This window comes from Sphingomonas tagetis (genome assembly GCF_024211275.1).
Lineage (GTDB): Bacteria > Pseudomonadota > Alphaproteobacteria > Sphingomonadales > Sphingomonadaceae > Sphingomonas > Sphingomonas tagetis.
Genome location: NZ_JAMLDX010000003.1, coordinates 191,175 through 210,346, shown reverse-complemented (window position 1 = coordinate 210,346; position 19,172 = coordinate 191,175). Strand labels below are relative to the sequence as shown.

10 protein-coding genes are annotated in these 19,172 nt (G+C 66.6%); 3 read left to right on the top strand and 7 right to left on the bottom strand.

What is annotated here, in order from left to right:
* The first annotated feature begins 19 nt into the window (after positions 1–19).
* Entirely contained in the window at positions 20–1,354 is a 1,335-nt protein-coding gene (locus M9978_RS05585; RefSeq protein WP_254291992.1) for an MFS transporter, read from the top strand.
* Here the strand turns inward: M9978_RS05585 and M9978_RS05580 are convergent.
* The 6 genes from M9978_RS05580 to M9978_RS05555 all read right to left on the bottom strand — a co-directional run bounded on the left by M9978_RS05580 (position 1,339) and on the right by M9978_RS05555 (position 10,858).
* On the bottom strand, positions 1,339–1,797 hold the full coding sequence (locus M9978_RS05580; protein WP_254291991.1) for a hypothetical protein: 459 nt from the start codon (positions 1,795–1,797) through the stop codon (positions 1,339–1,341). The genes M9978_RS05585 and M9978_RS05580 overlap by 16 nt on opposite strands.
* A gap of 47 nt (positions 1,798–1,844) precedes the next feature.
* Positions 1,845–2,714 carry an alpha/beta hydrolase gene (locus tag M9978_RS05575; RefSeq protein ID WP_254291990.1) on the bottom strand — a complete coding sequence of 290 codons (870 nt, stop codon included), beginning with the start codon at positions 2,712–2,714 and terminating at the stop codon, positions 1,845–1,847.
* 10 nt (positions 2,715–2,724) lie between these two features.
* Positions 2,725–4,044, bottom strand: a complete 1,320-nt coding sequence (locus tag M9978_RS05570) for a glycoside hydrolase family 1 protein (protein WP_436977165.1) — start codon at positions 4,042–4,044, stop codon at positions 2,725–2,727.
* 72 nt (positions 4,045–4,116) lie between these two features.
* Positions 4,117–6,423, bottom strand: coding sequence for a TonB-dependent receptor (locus tag M9978_RS05565; RefSeq protein ID WP_254291989.1), 2,307 nt, complete (start codon positions 6,421–6,423; stop codon positions 4,117–4,119).
* A gap of 135 nt (positions 6,424–6,558) precedes the next feature.
* Positions 6,559–9,891, bottom strand: coding sequence for a glycosyl hydrolase (locus tag M9978_RS05560; protein ID WP_254291988.1), 3,333 nt, complete (start codon positions 9,889–9,891; stop codon positions 6,559–6,561).
* Between the two features lie 25 nt (positions 9,892–9,916).
* A complete protein-coding gene (locus M9978_RS05555; RefSeq protein WP_254291987.1) occupies positions 9,917–10,858 on the bottom strand; it encodes an alpha/beta hydrolase in 942 nt (313 codons plus the stop codon).
* Positions 10,859–11,183: 325 nt separating this feature from the next.
* Here M9978_RS05555 and M9978_RS05550 point away from each other — a divergent pair, with 325 nt between their 5' ends.
* Both M9978_RS05550 and M9978_RS05545 read left to right on the top strand, forming a co-directional pair.
* The gene (locus M9978_RS05550) at positions 11,184–16,565 is read left to right on the top strand and encodes a HAMP domain-containing protein (RefSeq protein WP_254291986.1); all 5,382 of its coding nucleotides are present in this window, start codon (positions 11,184–11,186) and stop codon (positions 16,563–16,565) included.
* Between the two features lie 5 nt (positions 16,566–16,570).
* The gene (locus M9978_RS05545; protein ID WP_254291985.1) at positions 16,571–18,631 is read left to right on the top strand and encodes a response regulator; all 2,061 of its coding nucleotides are present in this window, start codon (positions 16,571–16,573) and stop codon (positions 18,629–18,631) included.
* Here M9978_RS05545 and M9978_RS05540 read toward each other — a convergent pair.
* Positions 18,628–19,104, bottom strand: coding sequence for an Lrp/AsnC family transcriptional regulator (locus M9978_RS05540; protein ID WP_254291984.1), 477 nt, complete (start codon positions 19,102–19,104; stop codon positions 18,628–18,630). The two genes, M9978_RS05545 and M9978_RS05540, sit on opposite strands and share 4 nt — an antisense overlap.
* Positions 19,105–19,172: the final 68 nt, after the last annotated feature.

Genomic DNA, 19,172 nt, shown 5'->3' with positions numbered 1-19,172 from the left:
GAGATATGGAGGGGATCAGGTGGCACCAGCAGGCGAGCCGCTAACGGCGCTGCCCACCCGCGGCCAGGCATGGCTGTCGACGGCGGTCATCTTCGTGCTGACCTCGATCGCGCTGGCCGACCGCATGGCGATCTCGATGCTGATCGGGCCGATCAAGGCGGAGTTCGGGCTCGGCGATTTCAAGGCGAGCTTGTTGATCGGGCTCGCCTTCACGCTGTTCTACGTCCTGTTCCTGCTCCCGATCGGCATGGCCGCCGACCGCTTCTCGCGGCGGCGCGTGCTCGCCATCTGCCTGGCTGTCTGGTCGGCGGCGACGATCGCCTGCGGCTTTGCGGCCGGTTTCGTCAGCCTGTTTCTTGCGCGGATGATCGTCGGCGCCGGCGAGGCGGCGATCGGCCCCTGTTCGCACGGCATCATCGGCGACAGCTTTCCACGCCATGCGCTCGCCAAGCCGCTCGCCGTGCAGGGCATCGGCTTCCAGGTCGGACCGGCGATCGGCGTCGCGGCAGCCGGGGCCATCCTTGCCGGAGGGGCAAGCGGGGCGTTCGCCGGCTGGCCGCTACTTGGCGAGCTGGCGCCGTGGCGAGTCGCGTTCGTGCTGATCGGCTTGCCCGGGCTGCTCGCGCTCATGCTCATCCCGCTTCTGCACGAGCCGCATCGCGTGCGCGCCGCGCCCGACGTCGGCACATCGGGCGAGTTCTGGCCGTTCCTGCGCGGCAACGCGCTGTTGATGACGCTGATCTTCGTCTCAGCCGGGGTTTCGGCGATCTCGCTCGGCGTGGTGACGGGTTGGGTGCCCGCCTATCTTCAACGCACGCTCGGCGTATCGCCAATGGCGGCGGGCGCGGCGATGGGCAGCATCCTGCTCGCGGCCGCGATCCTCGGCCAGGGGCTGTACAGCATCATCGTCGACTGGTTCGCGGGCCGCGGCGCGCTCGACGCGCCGATCCGCGTCGGACTGCTGCCGATCGCGCTGTCGATCCCGCTCGGCTGGCTGGCCTTCGGCGCGCGCGACACCGCGAGCTTCTATCCGCTGCTGTTCGTGTTCCTGCTCTGCATCACGCCATTCAACGCGCTCAACAACACGCTGGCGCAGCAAGTCGCGCCACCGGCGCTGCGCTCGCGCATCTCCGCAGTGATGATCTTCGCGATCAGCATCATCGGCTTTGCGGGCGGGCCGGCGCTGGTCGGCTGGCTCAGCGAATATGTCGTGGGCGAGGGCCGGCTTGGGCTGGCCATGCAGATCGTCGCGACAAGCGCGCTGGCGCTCAACCTGGTGCTGGTGATCGCGACGCGCGGACCGTTGCTGCGCTTCATGAGCGCGCAGCAGGCAGCGGATCAGCGGAAGTCGTAGCTTTCCTCGGACACCGGCTGGATGAAATCCCATTTGCGGGCGATCCGGCCGTCAGGGGCGAACTGGAAGATCTCGACCACCGCGTCGCCGATCTTGGTGCCGCCGGGCGTGCCGAAAATGGTGGTGATCGGCTGGCCGATGCCGACGCCCTTGACGAAAGCGAGCACGACCACCCGGTCCCGCTCCTCCACCACCTGTTTCATCGTATAATGCGGCGTGCCGATATTGCGCGGCAGATCGGCGGGCGCGGTGCCCTTGGCCGGTTCGGGGAAAGAGCCGGGCACCCAATAGATCTGGCGGGCATAGGCGACGCGCCCATCGTTCCACGCCGTGTAGAGATAGGCGAGCGCGGTGCGCTTGTTCGGCGTGTCGGCGAGCGAATAGTCGTGTTTGGCTAGGGTCTCCCCCGCGACGAGCGGGACCGCTCGCGGACCCGCCCCCATGCATCCACCGAGCGCCAGCACACTTGCCGCCGCGAGCGCCGTGCGCATCATTGCAGGGCCAGCCACGCCAGATACTGGTCGATCCAGAGGTCGCTGGTGGTCCCCTGCGGCCGCATCCCGAAGCCGTGGCTACCCGCCGAATAGAGATGGAATTCGACCGCGCGGCTCTGCTTCAGCCATCCGTCCGCCAGCTTGAGACCGCCCTGCACGAACAGCGGGTCATCGGCAGCGATGGCGAGGAACAGGTCGGGCCGCGGACCGCCGGTGATCGTCTGAGTCATCGGTGGATAGATCAGCGCGACATGGTCGAGCGACGCCGCCTGCGGGCGCTGCTCGATCAGCCGGATGGCCGTGCGCGACCCGGCGGAAAAACCGATCACCCCGATTTCCCGCGGATCGATGCCATAGTCGCGTGCATCGGCGCGAACACGGTCGATCGCGGCGGCGAGATCATCCACCGCTGGCGGATGGTCCGGCAATTCGCCCTTGCCCAGCCCGCTGAACGCCTTCGCCATTTCGGCCATGAACGCACCCGGCGCCGGCGGGGTCGGCTTGGGGCGGTATTTGAGCACAAAGGCGGTGTGACCCTGCGCCGCGATCCGTTCGGCGACGTCGAAGCCCTCGCTGCCGATCGACACGAACTGATAGCCGCCGCCGGGGACGACGATCACCGCCTTGCCGGTGTTGCGCCCGTTTTTTGGCCGCACCGGATATAATGTCGGCCGTTCGACATTGCGCACCCAGGTCTGGCCGAACACCCGCGTCCAGGTCTCGGCGCCGACTGGCCGATCCGACAGTGCGATCTCCGGCTGGCGGACGGGCGGCACGGTTTCGGGATTGGCCTGTGACAGGGCGGGTTGCGCCCAGGCTGGTCCAAGCGGGAGGAGGGCAAGCAGGAAGGTCAGGATTATCCGCATGGCGCGACTCCTAGACCGCGTTGGCACGAGCGATCGCGCCATAGAGCCTGGCGCTCGGCTTGGGTGTTCGCACGAATGTCTTGCGGTCGAGGCTGTGCAGCCCGAATTTCGGTCCATAGCCGAAGATCCATTCGAAATTGTCGATCAGCGACCAATGGCAATAGCCCTTCACCGGCACCCCATCGGCCATCGCCTTGTGCAGATGGCCGAGCGCTTCGGGGATCATCCACTGGCGCGTCGCGTCGTCATCGGTGCCGACGCCATGCTCGGTGACCAGCACCGGCTTGCCCGTTGCGCCATGGGCATAGCGCACCGCGCCGGCGAGTGAGGCGGGATAGACCTCCGCCCCCAAATGCCCGCGCCGCGCCCCGTCCGGCGGGGGCAGGCGGCCCTGCGCACCCCATATGGCGCGCTCGTAATTCTGCACGCCGATATAGTCGTCAGCCTTGGCCGCTTCGAGCCAGGCACCATAGAGGTGACGGCGCACCGCGTCGCGTTTCGCGGTGCCGCCGCCCGCCGCCTGATCGTCGAAAATCGCCAGCGAGAAGCCGACCGGCAGGTTGCCGCGGATCGCCTTGATCGCCTGCCGTGCGCGGGCATGGCCGACGAGCATCGCAGCTTCCATCGGCTGCAGATTTTGCGGCAGCACGACGTTGGTCGGGACGAACCGCTCGCTCCGCGTCAGCTCAGCCGCCCGCTCGAGCGTCTTGCGGTCCATCTCGGCGATCTGCGGCGGCAGGTTCAGGCTGCCGATCAGCTTGGGCAGGTTCGGCTCGTTGAAGGTGACGGCATGGTCGATGCCATCGCCGAACGCGCGAGTCACTCGCTCGCAATAGGCGGCGAACCAGGCCGCTGCGTCGGGATTGAGCCAGCCGCCCGCCGCTGCGAACCAGCGCGGCGAGGTGAAATGATTATAGGTGACGATCGGCCGCAGCCCGCGCTTGTGGCAGCCCGCGACGATCCGCTTGTAATGATCGAGCGCGGCCTGCGAGACGCGGCCTTTCTCCGGCTCGACGCGCGACCATTCGACGCTGAAGCGATAGGCGTTGAGGCCCATCGCCTTGCACAGATCGAGATCGGTTTCCCATAGTTCGAAGCTGTTGGCGGCATCGCCGGCCGGTTCCTTGAACACGGTCGGCGCGATATTCTCCATGAACCAGGTGTCGGACGCGGTGTCGTTGCCCTCCACCTGATGCCCGGCAGTCGACGCACCCCAGATGAAGCCCTTGGGAAAAGCCAGCTTGCCCCGGCTCTGCGCACCGGCTGGCAGGACGGCGGCGGTGGCGAGCGTGGCGCCGAGCGAAACGAAATTACGACGGTCGAGCTTCACATGCTGCTCCTCAAGAAAAGGGGGCGGTCGCCCGCGGCCACCGCCCCCCGAATTGCCCCGGTCCCGCCTGCTTCAGAAGTCGAAGCCGACCCGCACGCCGACGACGCGCGCGGTAAGCCCCGCGACCGGCCAGGCGCGGATGCCGCCATCGGCTTGCCCCGCAAAGGTGCTGGCGAGATAGGCGGTCGGCTCGCGCTCCTTGGTCAGATTGCGCACGAACAGCGATGCGGTCCAGCCACCGTCGGGCGCGCGAACGCCGATCCCGCCATTGATGATCTCGTGCGCCGGATAGCGATAGCGCGGGTCCGCGCGCGTCGCGAGCAGCACCGAGCTCTTGTAGACCATGTTGGCGTTGACGAAGAGTTCGAGCCCCTCGCTCAGCGCGAAGCCATAGTCGCCCGACAGGGTGAACTTGTGCTTCGGCGCATTGAGGAACTGCGTGCCGCCCAGTTGACCGCCGTCATCGCCGAGATAGCCGGCCGGGAACTTGATGTCGTTATATTGATAGCCGGCGTTGATGTTGAAGCCCGGCGCGATCTGGCCGAACGCGTTCAGTTCGAACCCCTTGGAGGTGATCTTGGGGATGTTGAGCGGGCGTGAGATCAGCGCGGTGCCGACGAACACGCTGGTCTGGCTCTGGAAATTGAGCAGCTCGCTATAGAACGCGTTGGCCGACAGCTGGAGCCGACCGACGCCGAACTTGGCGCCGAGTTCGAAGGCGTTGGCGGATTCGGGCTTCAGCTCGAACAGCACGCCGGACGGATCGGTGCCGACCGCCGGCGGCTTGTAACCGCGCGAGTAGGAAGCGAACAGGTTCGTATCGGCATTGGGCTTGAAGCTGACGCCGATGCGGCCCGACACGTTGCTGTCGGTGGTCACGAAAGTCGATGCCGCGCCGGTCGTCGCACCGAGCGTCTGCGTCCGCGTCGTGTTCTTGTAATCGTCGAGCCGCAGGCCGCCGAACAGCTCGACCTGAGCGCCCAGCTTGACCGTCGCGTCGGCAAACGCCGCCAGCACGCGGTTGCTGGTATTCTCATCGGTCAGGCTCGGCGGCACAGGGCAGAAGCTGCCGTCATAGGCGCAGACCGAAAAGCCGATCCGCTGGCCCGGCAGCCGGCTGCCATAAGTGTAGGGCGCGGCACCCATGGGTTGCCGGTCGAACGTATATTTGTTGTAGAAAACGCCGGTGACGAGGTCGAAGCCGCTCGCGGTATAGTTGAGGCGCAGTTCCTGGCTGAACTGATCGGAATCCTCGCGCGTCCGCTCCTGGCGCGCGGCGGGCTGCGGCAGAATGCGCGAGAAGTCGCGGCTCGACTGGTCGAAGCGGCGATCACGATAGCCGGTGACCGACGTCAGGCTGAGCGAGTCACTGAGCTCGAGATCGATCAGCGCCGAGGCGGTCATGAACTCGATGTCCATCTGCGTCGGCGCGGCCTCGCAATACCATTCCGCGCGCGCGCTGATCACCGGCATCTTGCAGCCGGTGGCGCTGGTATAGGCACCCGTCGACGTGCCACCCAGCGTACCGCCCGGCGCGCCGAACGGTGTCGTGGAATTGGGCGCGATGGCGATGGCGAAGAAGGTCTGACCGTCGGTCTTTTCCTTCCCATATTCGCCGGTCAGCGTGATCGACAGCGCGTCCGAGGGTTCGAACAGCAACTTGCCGCGCAGGCCGAAATCGGTGATCTCGTTGTCCTTGCCGGTCGTCGCGCTGCGTTGAAGCCCGGTTTCCTTCTTGTACTGCGAGGAGAAGCGCAGCGCGACATTCTGTCCGAGCGGCACGTTGAACCCGGCATTGAGCACCAGCTCGCCGACCTCGGACCCCGCCGTGCCCTTGTCGGCAAAGTCGACGCTGCCGTTCACCGCGATCTTGTCGAACGACGGCTTGCGCGTGGTGATGTTGAGCACACCGGCCGACGCACCCTGCCCGAACAGCGTGCCCTGCGGCCCGCGCAGCACCTCGACCTGAGCCAGATCGTAAAGCAGCGGGAAGTTGAGGTTGCCGACCGGCACCTGGTCGATCACCAGCGCCACCGACGAAGCGACCGACGGGTTGAACACGCCGGTGCCAAGGCCGCGAAGGCGTCCGCCGCCATTGGTCTCGCCGCCGGAGGTCTGGCTGATTTCCAGCGCCGGCGCGACGCGTTGCAGGTCGTTGACGTTATAGACCTGATCGCGCGCCAGCTGCTCCTGCGTGGCGACGGTGACCGCAAGCGGTACGTCGATCAGATTCTCCGCACGCTTGCGCGCGGTGACGATGATCGCGCCCTCGTCGCTCTGCGCGGCAGCGCTTTCGTCCTGCGCCTGCGCCGGCGCCGTGGCGGCAAGCACCGCGAGCGCGACACCTGCATACAGGCTGCGTCCGATATTATAGGCCATCATTCCCCTCCCGCTTTCGATGCCGGATCAGGTCCGGCATTCGCTTGATTTCACCCGACGATCATTTCGGTTCGGACGAGGCATGTAAAATTGCCTCATTGCATTCAGTGATATCGATGCAGTCGATAGCTCGCTTCACCGCGCCGCGAGAATGCGGACGGGGCCGATCAATCCGGACGGGCGCAGCGGTGCGTCGGCGCGATAGGTCGGCGCCGCGACGAACGCCACCTTGTCCGCCCCCGCCTGCTTGTCGCCGATCAGGCGGTTGATCCATTTGTTCGCCACGCGCACCTCGAGTTCGTTGGCGCCGGCAACGACCAGCCCCGAAATCTCGACCCGATCGGGCGCGAACCAGGTGATCCCGGCGAGCTTGCCGTTGAGCCGGACCTCCGCGACATCCGCGACGTCGCCGAGATCGAGCCAGAGCTTGCCCCGCGCACCCTGCGCCTTGGGCAAGGTGAAGGTCGTGCGGTAAGTCGCGATCCCCGAATAGTAGCGCACGCCGGGCTGATCGTGCTGCGACAGCGAGATCAGGCGATCCAGCCGGATCGCATCGGGCGCGCCGCGTCCGGCTTGGAACGCGACGCTCCATGCGCCATCGACGCGGGCGAGCGGAGTCAGCTCCAGCGTCGCGGTGGCCTTTGAGTCCGCCACTGCCGCGGTGCGGAACACAACGAACTTGGCATCCTCCGGCGCGAGCTCGATCGGCACCACGGTCACGCCATTTTCGATGCGATAGGGCAGCGGCCGCACCTCACCGGTAATGGCATCCCACAATTCGGGCACCTTGCCCGTGACGCGGAAGCGCGCCTCGCCGCGTTCGGCCCGGTCGCGGCGGTTGTTGACGAAATACAGCTCGCCATCGTCGAGGGTACGATGGACGAACCGCACATCGGCATCGGCATTCGCGCCGCCGAATGCGAAATCCGGCGCCAAGCCCGCCGCCGCCATCGCGCGCTCGATCGCGACCGGCCCGACGACATTGGGCAGCGACCACACGCGCCGGACGAGCGCGGCGAACTCGGCGGGATCGTCGATCAGCGACGGACTGGCGACGGGCTGGCGGCCGACGATCATCACGCCCGCGTCGGCAAACGCGGCGATCCGCTTGAGCGTCGCCAAGGTCATCCGCTCGCTGGAACCCGCGAGCTGCAATGCGCGGTAGCGCGCCCCGCCGCTGCTGACGATCATGCCGTTTTCCACGCGCAGCGCGTCGGCCAGCATCGCGGCATTGACGAAGTCATAGGCATAGCCCTGCGGCAGCCCCTGCGGCACGCCCGCGGCGAACAGCGCGGTCAACGGGGCTTCCTCGCCATGGAACACCGCGACATCGGCATGATCGCGCCCCTGCTGGAGCAGGTAGGAACTGCGCGCGATATAGCTGATCCACGGCCCGGCCATCTCGGCCCAGGTCTCGTTGCGGTTGAAATGCTGGCCGAAGATCATCAGCGACAGGCCCGGCTTCTTGTCCTCCACCGGCACATGCGCCGAGGTGTGGATGACCGGCAGGTTGATGCCGTGCAGGAATTCGAAATCGATGATGCGCTTGAGGTCGCGCGGCGCAAACGCCCAAGGCGCGTTGGCCGAGGTCATCGATTCCGCCGCGACCTGCTTGCGGCCATAGACATGCGCGACCGACGCGGCGCCCTTCATGTCGCCCACCAGCGACCAGCGCGGCCCCTCGTCACGTCCGAAAGTCCACAGCGCCGCCATCGGCACATCGGCATGGCTGCGCATGTCGAGATCGTCGCCGAGCGAGGGGCGGCCATTCTCCAGCGCCTCACCATAGACCTTCAGCCTATACCGCCGCGCCACCCTGGCGACCGTGCCGTAATGGTGTTCGGCGACCATCTCGGCCTGGGTTCGACGGTAATCGTACAGGAATTTCTCGGTCCGTGCGGCCGATCCGATCACAGCGCCGGCCAGTGCGGGAAGCCATGGCCGCAGGGCATAGCCGCGACGGGCCTGAAATTCGCGCTCCATCGCTGGCGTCCAGTTCGCCGCGCCGACTTCGATCGAGTCCGTCAGCAGCGCATCGAGCGCCTTCGCGTCCGCGCCCAGCGCATCGCGGTACATCGCCAGATAGGTTTCAAGATAGCGTTCCACCGCCGCGGGATCGAGCTTGTCGACTTCCAATCCGGTGGCCTCCGGCGGTGCCGGGTGGTTGGTCTTGCCGGTCAGCGACCAGCCGAAGCGCAGGATTCGCCAGCCGCTTCCTGCCGGCGGCGTCCAGTCGAGCGCGCCGTCGCTGCCGACGCGTCCGGTAAGATCGATCACGCGCGCCGGGTCGATGCCCGCCAGATCGGCAGCCGATGCGGCGGCGTGATAGTCGAGCAGGGTGGCGAACCCCGCTTTCTCCTCGGCATGACCCAGGCGCGGTTCGGGAGACAGCGTCAATTCCGCGATATCGACCTTCTCCAGCTTGCCGAACGCAAAGATATCGAACGATTCGGCGCCCTCCGCGGGGCGCTCCATGCTGGGTCCCTTGCCGTCCGTGTTCGCGGCCAGTCGCACGCGGAAGTTGCGCGCGCTGACGGGCGCGAAGCCGACGCTGCTCGGCACCTCGGTCAACTCGAACTGCGCGACCCGCCGCCAGCCTTGCGGCGTCTCGGCTTCGAGCAGCGGGATCAGCGGCGCGGCGCGAAACGGGTTCTTCAATCCCGGGATAAACAATTGCGCCGAACGAACAGTCACCTCGCGCGGATAGCTGATCCGCAGGTCGCCCTCCATTCGCTCGTCCAGCCGCAGCGCGCCTGACGTCCCGAAATCGCCGTCGAGCGTGGCCGTGCCGGAGAGCGCGGTGCCCGTCGCCGTCGCGAGCCGCGGCGCCGGAAGCGGTGGCGCGGAAAGCGGCACCGCGATCACCGCAATGCTTCCCTGCGCTCTTGGTGGAGCGGCGGTCTCGCCCGAGAGCGACAGCGGGTCGTGAAACGCAGCGCCCTGATAAGGGCCGGTGACGCCCGGGGTCGCGGGCAGCACGCCGCGATACCGCGTGCCGCCGGGGATGGTCGTTTCCGACCATACCAGCTTCTTCATCCCGTCCTCGGGCTTGACCCATGGGCCACCCGTCTCGCTCCAGCCGGGCGATGCGGCGATGGCGAATTCGAGGTTCCGGCGATCCGCCTCGGCCACCGCGAACCGAAACGCATCCTTCCATTCCGGCGTCATATAGACCAGCCGCTTGTCGACGACCTGCGGGGTGCCGAGGCTGGCGTCGAAATTCTGCACGCCGCCCAGCCCGATCCGCTCCATCCATTCGAGATCGCGGGCAATGCCTTCCTTGGTGACGTTGCCGTTCAGCCAATGCCACCAGATGCGCGGACGCGCCGAGCGCGGCGGACTGCTGAAACCGGCGGCAAGCGGATCGGCCGCACTCGTCCGAACCGCGGGCGGCGGCGTCGAAGCGCAACCGCCCAGCATCGACGTCGCCATCAGCACACCGAGCGTGCCGCACCAAATCCGGTTCATGCTCTCTCCTGCAATCGCGGCCGGGTCATCGCGAGCCAGCCGGCGTCAAAAAGCCCTGCATGGTCAGCCAGGCGGTGAACTGGTCGAGCAGGCCGGTCGTCGTCGTGCCACTGAGGCCGAGGCCGAAGCCGTGGCTGCCCCGCTGATAGGCGTGCAGCTCGACCGGACGCCCGGCCTTGCGCCATGCTGCGGCGACCGGAAACCCCTTGGTCGGGAACAGGGGATCGTCAAAGGCGATCGCGTCGAACAGCGGCGGCGCATCCGTCGGCACCGCCGGCGCGTCCTGTGGCCCATAGATATAACCGATAAATGCCGGACCCTCGGACGAATTGCCGTCGGCGCCGGCAGCGAGCGCCGTATTGAGCGCGGTCATCGCCCCGGCGGAGAAACCGATCATGCCGACCCGCTTTGGATCCACGCCCCATTCGGCGGCGCGAGCGCGGACCATGGCCAGCGCCGCGAGGCCGTCCTGCGTCGTCTGCGGATTGCCGATCCGGGGCGGGCCGTCGGCATTGCCGCCATCGGCGGCGGCGAGGCGCTGCGCGATGAACCGGCCGGCCTCCGCCTCGTCCCCGGGCGTCGGCAGCAGCCGGTATTTGAGCACGAAGGCGGCGATCCCGCGATCGGCGAGCGCCTGCGCGACGCGCCACCCTTCATGGCTGATCGCCAGCCCCATGAACGCGCCGCCCGGCGCCACCACCACGGCAGCCCCCGTCGCCTTGGCCGGATCGGGAAGAACAGGGGTCAGCGTCGGACGGGTGACGTTGCGGACGAAATAGCTGGCGCCCCCGATCCGCCCCCAATTCTCGGTCGCGGCGTTCCCCGGCGTCGCATCGCCGTAGAGCGGGATCGCCTTGGGCTCGGTCGGCGCCTCGGCCGCCACCACCGGCGGCGGTCCATCCTGCGCGGCGGCCGGCATGCCCAATGCCAGCACCGCGGCCGCCGCCATCGTCCTTGCGATCCGCATCACCCTCTCCCCGCCTGCTCCGGGTCATGCCCGTCCAGCCGATCCAGCGGCATGGCGGGACTGGCCTGCCCCGGCGAGGCGTATGCCGCCAGTCGATTTCTCCGATGCGTCGCTAGCGAACCCGTGAATGTCTCCCGCCGCGAAGCGTGACGTTCGTTCCGCGACGCCCGGATTCTGCCGGGCAAAACCCGGTTATCGACAGGCTGGCTTGGGTAACCCTGTTTTTTCTCGCGCGAGCCGCAGCACATCTGCTACATCCCGCGCACAGCCGGGGGGTTGTTCTAATTGCGTTTTTCTCGCGGGAGGGAGATGCAAGGAGTGATTGGTGCACGCGCAGACCGCCCCCGATACGCTTGATCGCCGCCAACTCGTTTCCGCCCTACGCAGCCTCCGCCGAGGCGACTTCACCGTCCGCATGCCCGACGACCTGCCCGGCATCGACGGCGAGATCGCAACCTTGTTCAACGAGGTCGTCACGCTCGAAGCGCAGATGACCGACGAGTTCGAGCGACTTTCGCGTGTCGTCGGCAAGGAAGGCAAGATCAACCAGCGCGGCCAGGTGCGCGGCGCGACCGGCGGCTGGGAGACCAAGCTCCGCTCACTCAACGAGCTGATCGAGGACATGGTGCAGCCGACCGCCGAGGTCAGCCGCGTGATCGGCGCGGTGGCCAAGGGCGACCTGTCGCAATCGATGACGGTCGAGATCGACGGCCGCCCGCTGCGCGGCGAGTTCCTGCGCATCGGCAAGGTCGTGAACACGATGGTCGAGCAGCTCGCCTCGTTCGCGTCGGAAGTGACGCGCGTGGCGCGCGAGGTCGGCACCGAGGGCAAGCTAGGCGGCCAGGCCAAGGTGAAGGGCGTCGCCGGCACCTGGAAGGACCTGACCGACAACGTCAACGCGATGGCCACCAACCTGACCGGGCAGGTGCGCAACATCGCCGAGGTGACCACCGCGGTGGCCTCGGGCGATCTGTCCAAGAAGATCACCGTCGAGGTGAAGGGCGAGATCCTCGAGCTCAAGAACACGATCAACACGATGGTCGACCAGCTCAATTCCTTCGCATCCGAAGTGACGCGCGTGGCGCGCGAGGTCGGCACCGAAGGCAAACTCGGCGGGCAGGCGCGCGTGGAAGGCGTCGGCGGCACCTGGGCCGATTTGACCGACAATGTGAATTTGATGGCGGCCAACCTGACGGGACAGGTACGCAACATCGCCGAGGTGACCACCGCGGTGGCCTCGGGCGATCTTTCCAAGAAGATCACGGTCGATGTGAAGGGCGAGATCCTCGAGCTCAAGAACACCATCAACGTGATGGTGGACCAGCTCAACGGCTTCGCTTCCGAAGTGACACGCGTGGCGCGCGAGGTCGGCACCGAGGGCAAGCTCGGCGGACAGGCGCAGGTGCCGGGTGTCGCGGGAACGTGGAAGGACCTGACCGACAACGTCAACCTGATGGCCGACAATCTGACGGGTCAGGTGCGCAACATCGCCGAGGTGACGACGGCGGTGGCGTCGGGCGACTTGTCCAAGAAGATCACGGTCGACGTGAAGGGCGAGATTCTCGAGCTCAAGAACACCATCAACGTGATGGTCGACCAGCTCAACGGCTTCGCGTCGGAAGTGACGCGCGTGGCGCGCGAGGTCGGCACCGAGGGCAAGCTCGGCGGACAGGCGCAGGTGCCGGGCGTCGCGGGCACCTGGGCCGATCTCACCGACAATGTGAATTTGATGGCGGCAAACCTGACGGGTCAGGTGCGCAATATCGCCGATGTGACCACCGCCGTGGCGAAGGGCGACCTGTCGAAGAAGATCACCGTCGAAGTGCGCGGCGAGATTCTCGAACTCAAGAACACCATCAACGTCATGGTCGATCAGCTCAACGGCTTCGCGTCGGAAGTGACGCGCGTGGCGCGCGAAGTGGGCTCGGAAGGCAAGCTCGGCGGGCAGGCGCAAGTCGAGGGCGTCGCCGGCACGTGGAAGGATCTGACCGACAACGTCAACCTCATGGCCGGCAATCTGACCGGTCAGGTGCGCAACATCGCCGAGGTGACGACGGCGGTGGCGAAGGGCGATCTGTCGAAAAAGATCACCGTCGATGTGAAGGGCGAAATCCTCGAGCTCAAGGACACCATCAACACGATGGTGGACCAGCTCAATGGCTTCGCGGCCGAGGTGACGCGCGTGGCGCGTGAGGTCGGCACCGAGGGCAAGCTCGGCGGACAGGCACAGGTGCCGGGCGTCGGCGGCACGTGGAAGGATCTGACCGACAATGTGAACGCGATGGCGGCGAACCTGACGGGTCAGGTGCGCAACATCGCCGAGGTGACCACCGCGGTGGCGCTGGGCGATCTGTCCAAGAAGATCACGGTGGACGTGAAGGGCGAAATCCTCGAGCTCAAGAACACCATCAACACGATGGTCGACCAGCTCAATTCGTTCGCGTCGGAAGTGACGCGCGTGGCGCGCGAGGTCGGCACCGAGGGCAAGCTCGGCGGGCAGGCGCAGGTGCGCGGCGTCGCAGGCACCTGGGCCGATTTGACCGACAATGTGAACTTCATGGCCGGCAATCTCACCGGGCAGGTGCGCAACATCGCCGAGGTGACCACCGCGGTGGCACGCGGCGACTTGTCCAAGAAGATCACCGTCGACGTGAAGGGCGAGATCCTCGAGCTCAAGGACACCATCAACACGATGGTCGATCAGCTCAACGGCTTCGCATCGGAAGTGACGCGCGTGGCGCGCGAGGTCGGCACCGAAGGCAAGCTCGGCGGACAGGCGCAGGTGCCGGGCGTCGGCGGGACGTGGAAGGATCTGACCGACAACGTCAACCTGATGGCGACCAACCTCACCAACCAGGTCCGCGGCATCGCCGACGTGGTGACCGCGGTGGCGCAGGGCAACCTCAAGCGCAAGCTGACCGTGGACGCCAAGGGCGAAATCGCCGCGCTGGCCGAGACGATCAACTTCATGATCGATACGCTCTCGGCATTCGGCGACCAGGTGACCAACATGGCGCGCGAGGTCGGCATCGAGGGCAAGCTCGGCGGACAGGCACGTGTGCCGGGCGCCGCGGGCCTGTGGCGCGACCTCACCGACAACGTCAACGAGCTGGCGGCGAACCTCACCAATCAGGTGCGCTCGATCGCCGAGGTGGCGACCGCGGTGACCAAGGGCGACTTGACGCGATCGATCGCGGTGGAAGCGTCGGGCGAGATGGCCGCGCTCAAGGACAATATCAACGAGATGATCCGCAACCTCAAGGAACAGACCTTGAAGAATGCGGAGCAGGACTGGCTCAAGACCAACCTCGCGCGCTTTTCCCGCATGCTGCAGGGCGAGCGCGACCTGACCACCGTGTCGAACCTGATCATGTCCGAACTCGCGCCGCTGGTGAACGCGCAATATGGCGTGTTCTACGTCACCGCGCGCGACGGCGACGACACCGCGCTCGAACTGGCGGCAAGCTATGGCGCCGAAAGCCCCGACGAACTGAAGGCGCGGTTCGCGCTTCGCGAGGGACTGATCGGCCAGGCCGCAGCGGACAAGCGCCCGATCGTGCTGGAGAATGTCCCCGCCGACTTCCTGCGCATCGGTTCGGGCCTCGGCCAGTCCGCGCCGGCGAATGTGGCGATCCTGCCGGCTTTGTTCGAGGACGAAGTCAAGGCGGTGATCGAGCTCGCCTCGTTCGGCGAGTTCAACGAAACGCACCAGAACTTCCTCGACCAGTTGATGGAATCGGTTGGCATCGTGCTCAACACGATCGCCGCGACGATGCGCACCGAGGGTCTGCTCGAACAGTCGCAGTTGCTGACTCAGGAGCTTCAGGCGCGCCAGACCGAGCTGACGACCAAGCAGGAAGAACTGCACAACACCAACGAGGAGCTGCAGGAAAAGGCGCAGCTGCTCGAGAACGAGAAGAAGCAGGTCGAGGCCAAGAATATCGAGATCGACATGGCCCGCCGCGCGATCGAGGAGAAGGCCGAGCAGCTTGCGCTCACCTCCAAATACAAGTCCGAGTTTCTCGCCAACATGTCGCACGAGCTGCGCACGCCGCTCAATTCGCTGCTGATCCTGTCCAAGCTGCTGTCGGACAATCAGCAGGGCAATCTGAACGACAAGCAGGTGGAATTCGCGCGCACGATAAACGGCGCGGGGTCGGACCTGCTCAACCTGATCAACGACATTCTCGATCTGTCCAAGATCGAATCCGGCACGGTGTCGATCGAGATCGGCGAGATGCCGATGGCGGGCCTCAAGCAGCATATGGAGCGGACCTTCCGCCAGCTCGCGGCGGACAAACGGCTCGACTTCGTGGTCGAGTTCGATGCCGCGCTGCCGGGCTCGATCCGCACCGACGAGAAAAGGCTCCAGCAGGTCGTGCTCAACCTGCTCTCCAACGCCTTCAAATTCACCTCGCACGGCAGCGTCACGCTGGCGGTGCGGCCGGCGGTGGGCGGCTGGAGCCTCAACCACCCCGTGCTGCGCGGCGCCGAGACCGCGATCGAGATCGCGGTGACCGACACCGGCATCGGCATCCCGCAGGACAAGCAGAAGCTGATCTTCGAGGCGTTCCAGCAGGCCGACGGCACCACCAGCCGCAAGTATGGCGGCACCGGCCTTGGTCTGTCGATCAGCCGCGAGATCGCGCGGCTGCTCGGCGGCGAACTGCAAGTGCGCTCGACTCCGGGCGAGGGCTCGACCTTCACGCTGTTCGTCCCGCTCCAGGCCGCCGCCCCCGCGCTGCCCGCGCTCGAAGGCACGCCTGCGCGCTACGACAATAGCGGCGCAGTGGTGCCGAGCGCGCTGGCGGCCGCGATCGATCTGGGCGACGACCGCGACGCGCTCGACGGCGATCCGTTCGCACTGATCGTCGAGGACGATCCGACCTTCGCCTCGATCCTGCTCGACATCGCGCGCGGGGCGGGGTTGAAGGGCGTGGTGTCGGTCGCAGGATCGGGCACGCTGGCGATGGCGCGCAAGCTCCAGCCACACGCGATCACGCTCGACCTCGGCCTGTCCGACATCGACGGCTTCGTGCTGCTCGATCTGCTCAAGCACGATCCGCAGACGCGGCACATTCCGGTCCATGTCATCTCGGGCGCCGACCGCGTGGCGCAGGCGCTCGACCTCGGTGCGGTGGCGGTGACCGAGAAACCGGCCGACGCGGCGGCGCTGCGTGGAGTGTTCGCCGATCTTGCCGCAAGGATCGAGGCCAGTACCGATCGCGTGCGGCCAGCTGACGCCGCCGAGGATTTGCCGCGGATCGGACCAGTGGTGCCCGAGCTGGCCGGCACGAAAATCCTCATCGTCGACGACGACATCCGCAACATCTATTCGCTGACCAGCGTGCTCGAGAGCCACGGGGTCGAGGTGATGCATGCCGAGCGCGGCAAGGACGGCATCCTGATCCTCGAACAGACGCCCGGCATCGATATCGCGCTGATCGACATCATGATGCCCGAGATGGACGGCTATGAGACGATGCAGCAGATCCGCCAGCGCACCGAGCTGAGCGAGCTGCCGCTGATCGCGGTGACCGCCAAGGCGATGAAGGGCGACCGGCAGAAATGCCTCGATGCGGGCGCCTCCGATTATATCGCGAAACCCGTGGACATCGACTTGCTGTTGGCGCTGCTGCGCGTGTGGATCGCGCGGTCGCGTGAAATCCAGCGCACCGGCGTGCCGGTCGTGGCGGAGCGCGGTTGACGCTTATGGCGCGAAAATCTCGTCTGGCCGAGCCCGCCGAAGCGGCCGTGCCGCCACTCGCCGCCGAAGCCACCGAACGTCCGCGTGTGCTGGTGGTCGACGATGACGAGCGCAATTTGCTCGCGATCACCAATGTCCTCGAAGACATCGCCGAGGTGGTCGTCGCGGACTCGGGCGAAGCGGCGCTGCGCCAGCTGCTGCGCCACGAATTCGCGGTAATCCTGCTCGACGTTTATATGCCGGGCATCGACGGCTATGAGACCGCCGGGCTGATCCGCGCGCGCGAGCAGACCAAGCGTGTGCCGATTGTCTTCCTCTCCGCGGTCAACAAGGAGATGGAGCATCTGCTGCGCGGCTATGCGATGGGCGCGGTGGACTATGTGTTCAAGCCGGTCGAGCCGTCGGTGCTGCGCTCCAAGGTCAGCGTGTTCGTCGACCTGTTCGAGATGACCAAGGAGGTCGAGCGCAAGGCGCGGCACGAGCAGCAATTGCTCGACGCCAATCTGCGCGCAAACGCCGAACTGCTCGAAGTCGAGAAGCGCCTGCGCCTCGCCGAGCAGCGTCAGGCGGCGATCATCCAGTCGCTGCCGATCATCCTCTATCTCGAAGAAATCGACGCACAGCCGCGCCTGCCCAAATTCGTCAGCGGCAATTTCGCGGCGGTGACCGGGTTCGAGTTCGACGAGATCCGCAAGCGGCCCGAAACCTGGGTCGAACGGCTCCATCCCGACGATCGCGAGCGCGTGGTGGCGACGCTCGCCGAACGCCCGCTCGGCCGCGGGCTGTCGATCGAATATCGCTGGCAATGCCGCGACGGCGGCTACCGCCACTTCCTCGACCAGGCAGTGCTGCTGCGCGATCCGGCCGGCGATCCGCTCGAATTCGCCGGGACCCTGCTCGACGTCACCGATCGCCATGAGCTCGAGCTCCAGCTCAACCAGGCGCGCAAGATGGACGCGATCGGTCAGCTCACCGGCGGCATCGCGCACGACTTCAACAACCTGCTCGCGGCGGTGCTAGGCGGCATCGGCATGATCGAACGGCGCGTGCCGCTCGACGAGGCGCAGCAGAAGGTGGTCGGCATGACGCGCCACGCCGCCGAGCAGGGCGCCGAGCTGATCAAGCATCTGCTCGCCTTCTCGCGGCGGCAGAAGCTCGAGCCGGCGGCGGTCGACGTGAACAGTCTAGCCGGCAATCTCAACGAGCTGATGACGCACACGTTGGGCGGCATCACCGAGCTGAAATGGCAGTTCGAGGACGCGCTTCATCCCGTCTTCGCCGATGCCGCGCAGCTCGAACTGGCGCTGATGAACCTGATCATCAACGCGCGCGACGCCATGCCCGAGGGCGGGACGATCAGCGTGCAGGCGGCCAATCGCGAGATCGACGAAGCGAGCGCCTCGCCCGATCTCGGCGCGGGCAGCTATGTCGTCATCGCGATCACCGACACCGGCTGCGGGATCGAGCCCGCGCTGCTCGATCAGGTGCTCGAACCCTTCTTCACGACCAAGGCAGTGGGCAAGGGCACGGGCTTGGGCCTCTCGATGGTCTATGGCTTCGCCAAGCAATCGGGCGGCGCGATCCGCATCGAAAGCGAGGTCGGCGCCGGAACCCGGGTCGAGATCTGGCTGCCCGCCGCAGAAGGTGCGAGCGCGCCGCGCAAGCGGGTTGCGGCGGCAGCGCCCGCGCCATGCGAGCGCCAGCTCCGCATCCTGCTGGTCGACGATCATGACGGGGTGCGCGCGACGACAGCGGCGCTGCTGCAGGATCTGGGGCATGGCGTGGTCGATGTCAGCGACGGTCAGAGCGCGATCGAGCTGCTCACGGCGGCGCCGGATGCGTTCGACCTCGTGCTGACCGACTATGCGATGCCGAAACTGTCTGGGACCGAACTCGTCCGGCGGCTGCGCAAGCTGCGCCACGGCCTGCCCGCCGCGATCATCACCGGCAACGCCAATCCCGGATCGGCGATCGCGCCGTCCGCCGACACCCCCGTCCTCACCAAGCCGTTCAGCGATGTCGAGCTGCGCTCGTGCCTGAACAGCGCGCTGGGGGGCACCGCCTAGCCGGCGTCGATCGGCACGGCGGTGCGGTTGACGACCGGCCGCAGGCCGAAGCTCGTGGTAAGTTGCGAGATGCCTTCGATCCTGGTCAGCCGCTGGCGCAGGAAATCCTCGAACGCATCGAGCGACGGCACCAGCACGCGAAGCTGATAGTCGCAATCGCCGGTCATCAGATAGCAGTCCATCACTTCGGGGAACGACGCGACGGTACGCTCGAACTGCTCCAGCCGCCGGTCGTCCTGGCGCTCCAGCCGGACGCGCACGAATGCCGTCACGCTGAGGCCGAGCTTTGCGGGATCGAGCAGCGCGGTATAGCCCGCAATCACCCCGCTTTCTTCCAGTGCGCGCAGCCGCCGCAGGCACGGCGAGGGCGAAAGCCCCACCCGCTCGGACAGGTCCTGGTTGGTGATTCGCCCGTTCTCCTGAAGCGCGGCGAGCATTTTACGATCAGTCGCAGAAAGCTGGATTTCGGTCATAAAATTGCCTTCTGTGCCGATCAGCAAGCAGATAGTTCCGAAATGCTATGATTTTTCGCTACACATCG

Bases quoted from the DNA above. Each gene is read 5' to 3' on its own strand.
- M9978_RS05545 (WP_254291985.1), top strand. From the start codon at position 16,571: ATGGCGCGAAAATCTCGTCTGGCCGAGCCCGCCGAAGCGGCCGTGCCG.
- M9978_RS05540 (WP_254291984.1), bottom strand. From the start codon at position 19,104: ATGACCGAAATCCAGCTTTCTGCGACTGATCGTAAAATGCTCGCCGCG.
- M9978_RS05560 (WP_254291988.1), bottom strand. From the start codon at position 9,891: ATGAACCGGATTTGGTGCGGCACGCTCGGTGTGCTGATGGCGACGTCG.
- M9978_RS05555 (WP_254291987.1), bottom strand. From the start codon at position 10,858: ATGCGGATCGCAAGGACGATGGCGGCGGCCGCGGTGCTGGCATTGGGC.
- M9978_RS05575 (WP_254291990.1), bottom strand. From the start codon at position 2,714: ATGCGGATAATCCTGACCTTCCTGCTTGCCCTCCTCCCGCTTGGACCA.
- M9978_RS05580 (WP_254291991.1), bottom strand. From the start codon at position 1,797: ATGGGGGCGGGTCCGCGAGCGGTCCCGCTCGTCGCGGGGGAGACCCTA.
- M9978_RS05565 (WP_254291989.1), bottom strand. From the start codon at position 6,423: ATGGCCTATAATATCGGACGCAGCCTGTATGCAGGTGTCGCGCTCGCG.